The organism is Ohtaekwangia sp., assembly GCF_036568665.1.
Lineage (GTDB): Bacteria > Bacteroidota > Bacteroidia > Cytophagales > Cyclobacteriaceae > Ohtaekwangia.
This window is the reverse complement of the sequence record NZ_DATCSD010000029.1, coordinates 40638-54854: the sequence shown is the minus strand read 5'-3', so window position 1 is coordinate 54854 and position 14217 is coordinate 40638. Positions and strand designations below refer to the sequence as shown.

Annotated in this window: 4 protein-coding genes; 1 reads left to right on the top strand and 3 read right to left on the bottom strand. The window is 46.3% G+C overall.

Annotated elements, in window-relative coordinates; translation table 11 throughout:
- The first annotated feature begins 224 nt into the window (after positions 1 to 224).
- Positions 225 to 614, top strand: coding sequence for a hypothetical protein (locus VIN08_RS01640; protein WP_331959227.1), 390 nt, complete (start codon positions 225 to 227; stop codon positions 612 to 614).
- Between the two features lie 53 nt (positions 615 to 667).
- On the opposite strand, the gene VIN08_RS01635 is transcribed toward VIN08_RS01640, so the two are convergent.
- The 3 genes from VIN08_RS01635 to VIN08_RS01625 all read right to left on the bottom strand — a co-directional run bounded on the left by VIN08_RS01635 (position 668) and on the right by VIN08_RS01625 (position 13454).
- On the bottom strand, positions 668 to 3847 hold the full coding sequence (locus VIN08_RS01635) for an FG-GAP-like repeat-containing protein (RefSeq protein ID WP_331959224.1): 3180 nt from the start codon (positions 3845 to 3847) through the stop codon (positions 668 to 670).
- 102 nt (positions 3848 to 3949) lie between these two features.
- Complete coding sequence (locus VIN08_RS01630; protein ID WP_331959221.1) at positions 3950 to 4972, bottom strand: type IX secretion system membrane protein PorP/SprF; 1023 nt, start codon at positions 4970 to 4972, stop codon at positions 3950 to 3952.
- A gap of 10 nt (positions 4973 to 4982) precedes the next feature.
- Positions 4983 to 13454, bottom strand: coding sequence for a gliding motility-associated C-terminal domain-containing protein (locus VIN08_RS01625; protein WP_331959218.1), 8472 nt, complete (start codon positions 13452 to 13454; stop codon positions 4983 to 4985).
- Positions 13455 to 14217 lie beyond the last annotated feature (763 nt).

The following is a 14217-nucleotide window of genomic DNA, read 5'->3' as shown; positions in this document are numbered from 1 at the left end:
TCCCTGATGAAGGTGTTTGAGGAAATGCGGAAACATCATCAATACTCGCACGAGGTGAAAGATCTTTATACTGAGCTTGACGTGTATAACCGACAGTTGTGCAAGTATGTGAAGGAGCTGCAATACTGAAGCTCGATACTTGTAGAAATATTGTTTGACTGGATGGGGAATTTCGGATAGATTGGGAAAAAATTTCAACCCCTAACCGTCACCCTCTAGTTACCATGTCACAGATTAAAATCAGTGAGAACAAATATTATACAATATTTGTATCTCCGGAAAAGAACAGAGCCTATCTCAAGATTATCGGCTTTTGGCGCAATCCTGAAATTGTTCCGAACTACCTCAGCGATTGGAATACAGCCTTATCAAAACTAAAAAAAGGATTTACGCTCCTGACAGATGCTTCTGAAATGAAGACTCATCCGCAGGAAGTTGTTAAGCTGCACGAACAGGCCCAAGCCATTCTCCTGAAGAACGGAATTAAAAAAGTAGCCGAGATTTTAAAAGACGATATTGCTGAGATGCAGCTCAATGCTGTTGCCAAGGCTACACAATTTCCCAAGAAGAATTTTCGCCTCGCAGAGGACGCAGAGAAGTGGCTGGATGAATAATGGTTGGCGTACGTCCATGCCGTTGTATCGTTCAGAGATCTAGCATAACCCCGTTACCGAAGCAGTGTAATGCTTCCGGTGCGGGGTTTACTTTCTTGTCCGTCACAACGGATTATGAAATAGTATACGCCTTCCTGTAGCTGTTTGCCATTGAAGGTACCATCCCAGTCGTTCAGGTAAGGTTGTGCTTTATATACCTGCACGCCTTTATCATCAAATATCATCACACCACATTGCGGGTAATCGAGTATATTCTCTACGATCCAGTATGGATTGCTTCCATCGCCATTGGGAGAAAAGAAGAGACTTGGTTTTATCTTCGCCGATATACCGGCATCTTTAACCACTACGGCTACGGTTGCTTCGCCCTGGCACCCGTTGCTATCTTCTCCTTTAACAGTATAATTGGTGGATGTTGCGGGACTGGCCGTTGGATTATATATAGTGGGGTCGGATAATGTCGTTTCTGGATCCCAGGTATAATTAACCAGACCTGATGCTTCAAGTTGTGTTGTTTCTCCTTCTGCAATAACTTCCGGCTTAGCGGTTGCTGTTACAACGGGTGATGGTAAAGGTGTGATCTCCTGCGTTACTTTTAACAAGCACCCGGAGTTATCCGTTACTTCTACAAAATATACTCCAGCCTGCGTAACGGTAAGGCTGGGCGAAGATGATCCGGTATTCCAGTGATACGAATTATACGTGGTTGTTAATTGAAGTGTGAGTTGTTGTCCATCACAATATTGAAATACACCGGTGCTGCTCGTGATTACCGGAGGAACAGCCGTTGTGATCTGTACAGATTTTTTTAATTCTCCACGACATGTTTGTCCTTTATAGGATACGGTGAGTGTTACCGTGAATGATCCTGCCGATGTATAAGTATGTGTACCGGTACTGTCTGTAGAAGTTATACCATCGCCAAAATCCCATTGGTAAAATGCCTTTGTCACAGTTGTGGATGTATTCTTAAACGTTATTTCCTGTCCTTCACAAGCAGTAATGGGTGCATCGAAGGAAGCAGTAGGAGGATCAGTAACCATAAGTTTAGCAGAGGCAGATGTAGCCACTGGGCAGGAGGGATTTGCTGATGTTGCCTGGTAATAATATTCTCCGGTAGTTCCGCGAGTGAGTTGATTGCGCGTCTGAGATGCTATGATGCCGGCTGTTTTTTCAAACCATTGATAAGTAAACCCGGTTACCGATGGAAACACAGTTAACGTTGACAGATCCCCGGCACAAATGACTTCATCGGTCGAGCGCACCACAGTAAAATTAGGAATGTCTGTTACCCCAACCGTTGTAACGTCCGTCCGGGCCAGGCAGCCAGTGGCTATATCTCCGGCATATACTTCTACACTATAGGTGCCGGCATCGGATAGTTTCACCGGGTTGATGGTTACGGTGGCACCGGTTCCTACAATATTCCCCTGTTCATTTTTCCATTGATAACTAAAGCCTGCACCGAGGTCATTCGCTAATGAAAGTTGCAGTGTTTGCCCGAGGCACACAGGCCCATTGTTCCTGGGTTGTGTATTGCTGGCCGAGCCCGTGCCTATTGTAACTTGCACCGTGTTGGAAGTGGTTGAGCAACTTCCATTTTCAGCAATAGCCTTCACGCTATAATCACCACTTACGGTAGGGCTATAGATATTGGTCGTGGTTGTCGTAGCACCGGTTGTTTGGTTCATCCACGCATAACTCACGCCACCGCTTTGTGTCGCTACGAGATTAACCGGATTGCCGGAACATATACTCAACGGACCCGCGGGTGTTACCTCGGGTATCATGCAGGTTTTATTTCGGAAGATCGAAACCTTCGAAGCCGGTATATTTAGTTTATTATCATCTATGCTGGTAAAAGCTATATCCGGTTTGCCATCGCTGTCTACATCGCCAATCACAATATGCCGATTGAGGTAAGTGGTAGATTTTGAAAACGACAGGAATGACAAATTACCCGGTGTGCTGCGGTTGTTCAGTATTGTAATGCTCTTTTTTGTATCCGATGCAGTGGCTATATCTGTTTTGCCATCACCATCCAGGTCACCGGCAGCAAGTCCCCACGGATCATCATCGGTAGTATAATTCCACGCAGGGCCGAAAACAAGTTGAGAGCCGTTGGATTGGTTCAGCATAACTCCTATAGCGCCTGGTCTTCCGGCACGTGCGTATGCTATATCTTTTCGGCCGTCATTATCAAAATCTCCTGTGAGTATATGGTTGATCGCAGCACCAACACTGGCACCGGCCCCATTGCTTAACGATATCGTGCCCGGTATACTGGTGTTTTGTATAATATATATATCCGATGATGTTTGATACTGACTCACCATGATCTCCGGCAGGTAATCGCCATTCATATCATCTACCGCCAATGCATCTAAATGTGTAGCCCCCGGAATAGAGATTGTTATCGGCAATGAGAAAAGTATAGCAGCCTTTGTACTCTTATTCTGTAATACGATTACATTATTGGAAGTTTGTGACGTGATGATCAGTTCAGGCTTGCCATCCAGGTCAAGGTCAGCTACTTTAACATGCTGTGGTGTTTGCCCGGAGAGTTGCACCGATTGTGTGGTAAATGAAAAACTTCCCGCACCTGAACTATTGTTCTTCAAAAAGAAAACTTTGTCGGTTGTTCCTTTCTCTGTAGCAATCAGATCAGGTTTGCCATCGCCATTGAGATCGCCACAGGTAATGTGCAATGTTCTCGACAGCAGGTTGAGCGATATCTTGTTGTTGAATGCTACTGTGCCCGTAGTTGATCCGGTGTTTCGGTATATATTAAGAAGTGCGGAGTTGTCGTTTGAAACAGCAAGATCATTTTTTTTGTCGCCATCAAAATCACACATGCAGATGTCGTACAACCCATCGGCTGTTGCTGCGCTGGCGGGAAAATCAAATTGCCCTGTCAGGTTGTTGGCATCGAGTGGCTGAGTGCTATCGCCATGAAAGCTTAACAGAAATTGTTCGCGCGTATAGCCGGTGAGATTCGATGCCAGATTTGTTACGGCAATTTCATCATACGTTGTGCCGGCCGGTATACTTACCTTCAATACCTGGTCTGTTACGGAAAGGATATCCGCTCTTACTGCACCAAACATCACTACTAATTGCGATGCATCCGAGCCGAAGCCGCTTCCTTTAAGCGTAATGGCTTGCTCCATGCTTCCGGAAGTTTTATCGATAACTTTTATTACCGGTGTTTGTGCGGAAACGTTTATACTCATCAATATATATAGCAGTATACTAATAGAAAGAGAGCATGTCGATGGGCACTGTCTGACGATATAGTATATTCTGCGGGTCATTGGCGAGTATTGCGTTATAGCTTAATTCCAGAATCCTTCCTTGCTGTTGAATGTAGGGCAGGGGATGAGCTTGTATTTTTTCTTCGATTTCTTGTCCGGGTTCTTGGCTGAGAATTCGTAGATCAATGATATCTCGTGCGCTCCACCTGCAGCCGTTTGAAGTTTGGAGATAGTAAAGTCGTAACTATAGCCTACGCTCAGGTTCTTGAAATATAGTCCCAGGAAAACAATGAAAGCATCTTGCTCGATCGAGTTGACTACACTGCGCTTGAAGGGTTTACCTCTATACCAGAAACCTATGGATATAGGATCAACGTGATAGTTTACGCCCAGATCAAGCTGCGAGAACGTTGGGCCCTGCATGCGATAAATAAAAGACGGAGTGAGGTAAGACGGACGATTGGTGGCCCGGTAGCCACTCAGGTTTATTCTTATACCACCGTGAATGGAAGTCTTCATGGGCAGGCGACTTACTTCACCCAACACCGAAAGATTTGGTTGGTTCATGTGCATGAAGGATGCACCCAGCCAGAGTGTTTTTGTATAGAGTAAAAATCCCGAACCGAAGTCGAGGTAATTTTGATTGCTGAGTTTGCTCAGTGCCGGATCGAGTGATGTGCCGTTATACTCCAGTCCATCGCCCATTGATAGTTTAGTACGATCCAGTCCGTTGCTCCCATAACCAAACGATAGCCCGGGTGAGAATACGAGTTTGCTGGTAAGCTTTACTTTATAGGAATATAGCAAGCTGGCTGTGGTAGTTCGCCAGCCGGCTGATCCCATCTTATCAGTAGTAAAGAGTACTCCGAATCCACTTCGCAGCTCATTTACAAATATATCGTACGATGCTGCATACGTGGAGAATGCCTGCGGCAGACTCGGCCACTGTATCCGGTGATTCACCACCAGCCTTTGTTGTGGTGTGATGCCGGTAAATCCCGGGTTGAGATATAGCGGTGCCTGATAATATTGCGAGAACTGCGGGTCTTGCGCCAGCGCGTTAAAGCTTGTAAACAGTATAGCGAGAATAATGATCTTCTTCATGGCCTTGGTCTTATCGGATCAGGGTTATGTCACCAACTTTCGTAGTGCGTTGTCCGTTGGAGAGTCGGATCACGAGTTTATATACATATACTCCTGCCGGCATTAATCTTCCGTTACGGTCATAGCCGTCCCATCCTTTATTTTGATCTTGTGATTCAAACAGCAGGTTGCCCCATCGGTCGAATATCTGCATGGTAAATTCTTCCGCACCACTTACAATAGGTTGGAAAGTATCATTGAATGTTCCGCTTCCGGGAACGCCACTGCCGTGTGATGATCCACTGGTGTTCGGTGTAAAGGCATTTGGTATCTTTACGGATCCGCCTTGTATAGCCGTTATCGGATATTGTGCAGAGTCGTAACACACCAGGTGTCCATCGGTTACACCATCGCCATCAATATCTTTCTCACCATTGTCATATCCCGCCAGGAGGGAAACAGTATATTTCCCTTCGAGAGTATAGATGTGTTTCGGTTCAAAGTCTGTTGATGTAGTGCCATCGTCAAAATCCCAGGTATATTGGTTGGCATGCGTAGAGAAATTAAATGTCTGCGCTTCCATATCCGGTATATATACTATAGATGGTCGCAACTCGAAGCTTGCCGTTGGCACGTCAAATACCTCTATACCGCGCACAGTCGTTGAATCACTCTGCCCGCTGGCAGCAAAACCTGCTTTCAGATATATAGAGTAGGAGCCTGGCTCAGACACACGGAACGTAGGATTACGTACCGATGAGCTATCGACCATTACGTTGTTGTTATAGAGTTCCCATAAGAAAGTATCGGCACTGGGCGAGAGGTTGGTTACCTCCAGGTTGGTCGGGAAGCAAGCTGCCAGTGGCGTAACCGAGAAGGCGGCATGCACTGCAGGCAAGAGTATATTTATAGTTACGGTTTTCGTATCAGCACAGGTCTCTCCGGCATCGCGGGCTGCGATGTTATTCACCTTCAGGCTCACATGCTTGGTGCCGGCTGCATGATACTCTACAGTATAAGGGCCAGTGCCATTGGCTGTAGAAGGAGAAGCCTTCACATCATCAAAGTCCCACGAATAGTCAAAGTCATTCGTATCTATAGGATCCGATGTATTGGTAAACGTAACGGTTGATACGCCACCGGAGAACGGAGGTACTGTGCCGGCACTCAGTCCGGCCGTTACGCCACGATATACCACTACCTGCTTTTTATAGGTGCCGGAGCAACCTTCGTTGTTGGCGGCTTCATATACTACCTCGTAAGTGATCGGGTTCTGCGTAGTGTTGTTGGTCATGGTATATTCCACTTCCGCAGCAGGAGCCGGTGTTTCGCCCAGCACGTCCGTTGTGTTCAGCACATGATAGTACCATTTACCATGATCGATGCCCAGCGACTGATCTTCGAATCGAATTGTTTGTCCACTGCAAAGTGTTGTATCGCCAGGCAATACATTGAGTGCGATCAACGGGTATATTGTGATTTCGCGTGATGTAGGATCGGGTGTACACAGGAAGTTAGAGGCTTTTAACTTTACATTATATACGGTAGAGTTATCGGGCGAGCCTGCAGCAAATCCATGTTGAATAGTATGATCTCCTGACGACAAGCTGTCAGCCGGGAAGACTGTTGAGCTATCGCGTGACCACACCCATTCGTATTTTACATCGGGCACCACGTTCCACTTGAATGTAAAATCATTACCCGGACATTGTGCATCAGGTCCTACAATAGAGAAGTCGGTGCTTACATTGATCACGTTGATACTTACCTGCAGTTCTTCCGGTGTATTGGAAGCTGTACAGCCGTTGGCATCCGATATATCGTAGAACTGGTACGTTGTGTTTTGTTGTATCTCAGGTACTACAATGATGTTGGTGTTTCCGCCCTCTTCATTCACAACGCTGTTAGTACCATCAGTATAGCTATAGAGTATAGGTATAGCACCAGACACTACGCTGAGCGTTATGCGACCGGCTTTACCATAGCAAAGATTGGACGGACCTGATACCTGTACACTTGGTGGCTGGTTGACTGTAACCGTAACACGTTCGCGCACGTCCGTACCTTTTACTTCGCAATGTTTACCCGTGCGTGTTGATACACTCCACACTAACCTGCGGAAGTAAGTAGTCTCCGGTAATACACCCGGATCATATTCATTTATCTGTCCGCCGGCAGAGGCTGGTATATCAATCCAGTCGTTGTCATCACCGGTGCGTGACTGTTGCCATTGATACTGGTAATTTTCAACGCCTCCAAATGGTTCTGAGAGTTCACTGATCTTTGCCGCATCGCTATCCAGACAGATTGATTGATCAACTCCTATCGATCCACCATTGAGTGCTGGTGGATTTAGAATCGTAGCCCCTGCTGAACGCGATACACAACCCATCGTATCTTTCACTACGATCGAGTAGGTGCCTTTGCCCAACGCGGTAAATGTTGCATTATTTATACCGGTAACATCGGTGGTATCTTTTGTGTCGGCAACATTTACCAGCATAGCCGTATAGCCTGCGGTGCTGGTGGTTCCTCCGGTAAAGGTTACATATACTTCCCCGTCTGTAGCATCTTTACAGGTCAGGTTATAACCGGCATCATCGGCAGCAACTTTTACGGTGTTGATTTCTACCGGTGCTGGCTGATCGAGGGCCAGCATATCCGTTGTAGCGAAGCAGCCATTCGTATCTTTTACGCGAATGTTATAGCTTCCTATACCGAGGTTTTCAAAGAGACCATCGTTATTATCATCTGGCACATTACTTTGCACCAATCTGTATTCTGTATAGGGAGCAGTTCCTCCCGTTACCGTTGCACGTATAGCACCATCACGTTGTTGGTAGCAACTGATCGCCTTGGCAAGACTGATCGTAGCGGTGAGCGCGGTAGGTTCAAATACTGCGACAGATTGTGATGCCGTACATCCTTTCGAGTCTTGCACGGTAACAGTATAGTTTCCTCCGGAGAGCGAAGTAAATATATAGGGATCGGTAGAAGAGTTAACAAACAGTCCATTATCGATCTTGAAAGCATACGAAGGCGTGCCGTTGGTAACCGATACTTTTATTTCACCGTTGCTTTGTCCGTTACAGAGCAGATCAACCGGTGTAGCTGTAAAGGATACACTTGGATTAACGGTATAGGTGATAGTAGCTGTTTTGCGGCAACCTGTAGGTATATATTCCACTACCGCATATACAGCAACCTGGTCTTGCATTACATACGCACTTAACGATGCAGACGGTATCTCATCCGTTGGATTGAGCGTCTGGCTTTTATACCAGGTGATTTTGGTGTTGGCATCCGATGCATTCGGTGTAACCGATGATTCAAGTGCTTTCAGGTTGGCGGTATAGGTGTTGCCTCCCGGTGTATCGGAACACACGGTTTTGGAAACATCATCCGCCTGTGGCGATGGTTTAACTGTTACGGTAAATTCTCTTGCCGGTCCGCTGCAGTTTCCTTCAGTCGCGGTATTTTTTCCTTGTACCTGGAAGGTAATAATGCCATCGACTGATTTACTGTTTTGCAATAACAGGTTTTGTATATCGCCTTGCCCCGCACTGGTAGCGGCTGATATATAGGAGTCAGAAGATTTTACGGTCCAGAAGAATGTAGCATCGGAATTGTTGGCTGAGGTGAGTGCTACATTTAACAGATCGTTGTTACAGCTTATCTTGTTGGCAATCGTATCAACAACAGTTTTCGGGTGGATGGTTACGTGAATCTGTTTTGATGTTCCGCTGCAACCCAGCAATGTACTATAGGGACGTATAGTGTATATTACTGTACTGTCTGCACCCGCGGTATTTTCCCATTGGTGATTGCTGATGGCATCGGAGTTATACTGCGTGGTAGCATCCGGTGTTTGTATAGTTGTTAGCGCTGTAATGCTGGACGGCACTGTGATTGCTTCGATAATAAATTTATCGGCCGGAAATGTATTGGAGGCAGACACAAGCGCGATGCCTGTACTTACACCACTGCAAAGTTCTTTATCCAGACTTGGATGCAATTGTGGCTCAGGTTTAATGGTCAGTGTAATGATCTGTGCATCACCCGGACATTCTTTTCCGTTGGCATCTATATTTACCGGCACAACGGTATAGTTAACAGGCAGCGGCACTGCTTTTATATTCTGGAACTGATCGTTGCGAATAGTATCAGCTGAAACACCATTGCCATGAGTTGGTCCTACGATCGGAACAATCTCGGTAGCATAACTGGTATTGGTAATGTTATATTGATCGATCGATACGGGACTGGATGGATCTGCTTCGAACTTTACACCTACAGGATAGTTACTGCATATATCGGCATCACCATCGAGCATGATCGGTCGCTTATTTACCTGCACGGTATAGGTGCTCATTTCACTCACGCAGATCGAATTGCTTTCCTGTACGTGAATGATAATGTCATCTTCCAGGAAGTTTAATAATATCTGGTTGGTTGCTTGTCCGTTAGAGATAAAGGCACCACCCAATGAATTGTCAGAAGCCTTGTGTATCTCCCAGTTATAGGAAGATGACGGATAGTTATTCGGAGATACATTGTACGTAATACCTTCATCATTTTCGCAGACAACAGAATCACCCAGTATCGTTGGTTTTATAGGAGTAGGAGAGACGGCAATAGGTTTTTTGATCACCGTTCCGGAACATCCGTTCAACTCTACCTGCACGCTGATGGTATCCGAGAGCAAGTTGGGGAACTGCAGCAATACAAAGAAGTCGTTAGATGTGCCACCGCCAAACACTTTATATTGAGTTGCAGGATCGTTGGGAATCTTCCAGGTATATTTTGCTCCGGTAACCGGAGTTACCTGGTATATTTCTACGGATGAATTTCCCTGGCAAACCGACTCGCGACCAAAGATTTGGTCGCTGGTAGGAGTGGACTTTACTACTAATGTGAGTTCTGCATAATCTTCACACGAAGGTGTATCGGTGAAGCGCACGCGTGCATAGTATTTAGCGCTGCTGGTAACATCTACCGGAGAGGTAATTTCAAATGTATTGTTCTGTGCATCAAAGAGCGATGGGAACCATGCTACGGTTACATTGCTGGCGCTGCCGGTAACTTCATTTACATAGGCCGCATCACTGAGGTCTACATTCGAAACTGTATTACTGCCGGCTACATCTTCGCATAGGGCTACCGTGGCATCTTTGGCTGTTGGCAGGGCGCGTACATTTATAGTAACGGTAGCATCGTTGGTACAACTTGCCGAAACATCGCGGATGCGTGCTATATATACCTGCCCCGTAGTTACACCGGTTTGTTCAACCGTAGGGTCGGTTATCTGTGTGCCGGCAGGAGGAGCACTATCTTTATACCAGGTGATCTCACGATTGGCTGCCGAGAGTGTTGTTACCTGGTCTTCATAGTCTGTTAGAAGTATATTTGCTACAACAGGTACACCTGCCGGTGACTCTTCGCATTCTGTAGCGGTAAAAGATATAGCGCTTGGCAGTGGCGCACGGGTTAATGTTATGGATGAAGGATCAGACACACAGTTACCGCTGGCGCTGGTGAGCGTCCACGTAACGACTACACTGCCGGGTGCAGCGGTGAGTCCGGAGGCCGTAGCCTGTGGGTTGGTGTTGTCATCAAATGTTACTCCCGCAACACCGGTAGTCCATTTACCGGTAGCACCGTATGCAGGTGCATCAGCATTCAGCTTTACGGAGCTATCGCATATATCCGGTATATCTGAGCCGGCATTGGCTACCGGTTTACGATCGATATGAATAACAGCTTGCTGTTCAACCGATGAACAAGAGCTGGAACTCGCGGCCAATGCTACGAGTTTTACCCGTATATCGGCACCAAGATCGTAATCGTCCATGACAGGCGTATAGGTAGCATTGATTGTGATGGGATTACTACCCGATGTACTGACGGGCGATATAGTACCGCTACCCGATACATTCTGCCATTGGCCACTCACCGCTCCACCATTAATAGTACCAGTAAGATTGATCGGTGTAAGGTTATTTGGATCGATGCAGGTGCTGCTCACATCCGGAGCACTGTTGATCAGCGGAGGTTCATCGAAAGTAATTACTACATCATCGCTCTTCTGAAAACACGCTGCGCCACCACTGGTAATTGTCCAGCGCAATGTATAGGCTCCATATGTATAAGGACTTCCGGTAAGTGCTATAGCAGATGTAGGGGTGCGTGTGTTGGTAATGCTGATCGGACAGCCTGAGCCGGTGCAACCACCGGGACCACTTACAACGCTCCAGCTACCGGTTCCTATAGTGGGTGTATTTCCTTCGAGTGAAGTTGTTGTTCCGCATACCTGCTTGTCGTTTCCTGCGTTCGGATCGGTCGGGTCTGTACCAAAGTCAACCACCACATCGTCATAGCTGGAACATGTTCCGCTGGTAACCGTCCAGCGTAATGTATAGGCGCCAGCATCGGTAGCCGGTATAGATATATAAGCATTGCGATCATTCTTGTCAGGCGAAAATGTTGGTGATGGTAGACCGGTAGGTACACTGGATATATAGGACCATGTACCGGTGCCCGGTGAAGGATCACTCGCTCCAAGCGGCTGTGAATCCAGTGTTGCTCCCGTAAGCTGACATACGAATTGATCGGCTCCTGCATTGGCAGGCAACCCCGGGTTGGTAGAAACTTCTACCTGTTCTTCCGAGCTATTAGCTTCGTTGCACGGACCATTGTCTACTACCGCTCTGAATTTATATATACCGGGTGGTAATATACCGGGCGATATAGTAGTGCCGGTGCCCAATGATGCATCGGTGTTGAATGCACCGCCATTGAAGGAAACTTCCCAGCGGGTAACGGCCCCTATATTTCCGGAAAGTGTAATGTTACCAACGGGCGATGTCTGGCACACATCCGGTGCAGATGAAAGTGTGCCGCCTACAGAAGGATTATATACCCGTATCGTATATGTTTTCTCTTTGAAACAGGTAGGTGAAGTTGCGTACTGTTTTCGCACGGAGATGGTGCGATCCACATATAGCTGTCCTGCAGAAAAATTTACGTTGAAACTGAATGTTCCTGAAACTGCCGTAGTAGAAGCAACGGATACACCAGACGATCCCGTCCATACATATTGTGTTGCTCCTCCTATAGTTTCAATTGTTGTGGGAGGCATGGTAACTGTTACCGTTGTTGGGCTGGTAGCCGTACTGTTGCAGACTTCGGTAGGTATAGTAGAGATAGGATCAGGAAGGTTTATGTCTTCGCGAATGGTTCTCTTTATCATTACTTTTGGACTCTCGCAGTTCAATCCGTTTGCTGCGTTGGGTTGATAGCTCGCCCATACCTTATATATACCGGGAGTTTTATTGTCTACCCAGTTTGGATGCGATTTTATGGATAGTGATGTAGAGGTTCCTGAACTGATCAGTGCGCCTGGCGAGTCCGTTGCACCCGCTACGTTTTTATACCAGTTTACAATATAGCCGGAAGGTACACCGGATATAGAGAAGTTGCTGGGTGTAGTGTTATAGCAAACCGTTTGATCGGCCGATGCTGTAGGAGCAGGCGGTGCACTCACTACGCGTATCGTAGCGGTTCGTTCTACCGGCGCATTATCCCCATTGATGAGATCGCCATTTACCGGCACAAGCGGATTGGCAGTATCGTTGGAGTATGGATTACAGAAGTTCCAATATCGTATGGTGATCTGAAAAACATCTCCCACCTGTGGATAGCCCGCGCCAAAACCACCGGGTGCTGTTATTTGTAAAGATGGTCTGCGATTGTTGGCAACCACCGTAGGAGTATTCATATAATATACACCACGTGTATCCTGGTAGCTCGTTAATATATCAGCACCACCGGCACCGGTAACGGGTATGCCATCTACTTTTAGATTCGGAATTTTAGAACCGGTTGACCCTGTGTTGTAAATGATCTGCTGCCAGCGATTGGCAATGTTCGGACTCTCTACGGCATCCGGACCTGGAGGGTGTACATAATTCGGATTACAGTTCCAGTTGGTTAGATCCTGAAAAACAACCGAGAGATCTACACCTGCGCACACCTGGTGTTCGGTAGTTCCGGTAAGCGGAGAGATCAATTGTACCTTGCCTCCGTTAAACTCGTCTGTTCGCCACGAAGCTATACGTTGCACTTGTCGTGTAATCGGGCAGAGCGATCCTTTATACTTGATCGTCATCACCACCACAAATTCGCAATCACTATTAACGGGAAAGGTATGGGTAACATCAGCACTATAAGAAGTTTGTCCGGGAGTCTGTGGAATAGTTGAGTTTGTTCCATCCCCCCAATCAATGTATATATCTACAGAACCTGCCGGCACAGCTGAAAGAAAGCCAACGTTGTATGTTACCCGCGCGCTTACCGGTGAGCAAAAACCGGCCGGAAATTTATTACTACCCAGCGATGATACCGTGGGCAGGCCCACACACTGTGCGTATAGGCTGCGCGATGTAAACGGATTAGAGAGAAGGATTGTAAAAAACAGAAATGAATAAAGTATAGATCTGAACATGTACACGTTGATTAAAAAGTTTAGACCTGGAAGAATGTCGCGTGCAAATGTAGCAGATTGAATAGCGGGGGGGCTCCGTATAAAACGTACTTACATATCCGTAGAAATACGGATTGGCAAAGTAATATAGAGGCAGATTTTACCGAAAACAGTAGGCAGCATAAACGTGGTATATATAGCGTAAATTCCTGATTGACCGATCGTACAGCAGAAATGATCTTTGTTCAGGTAACCCGTGTTTGTTTCGGTCGTGATCTAAAACATGTAAGTAAACTTTTCAGTCAACACGTATTTTTTCTCGATAGATATTGTGCCCGTGAAGTGTTGTTTTTAAATGCGTGGAGGTAATACAGAAAGGTCATTCAGTATTAATACGGATAAAGTGAATACTTCTTCATGATAACTTTGTGTGCGGTGTGACTGGTTCTGATTTGAGCCACCACACATCCTAATGCGCTACTCATTATATATTTTGTTGATAAAGAAAATAAAACAATAGACGTATATGCAGGCGAATGGAAAGTTTGACAGAGGTGATAAGGAGGTGATCTCACTTCTTTGCGGCATCGGTATATTTTTTCTGATATTCCTATATGTTGCTTACTGCTACATGTAACCTACCTACTGGTGCGTACACGACTGAACTGGCATACACCACGTAGAGGTCTGACCGTGAGTGTGTAACTTTTTAACACCTATCGTTTCCTAAGTAAATATACATATACGTTGCCCGGTATATTTAGGACGGTTACCTGAAGATAAA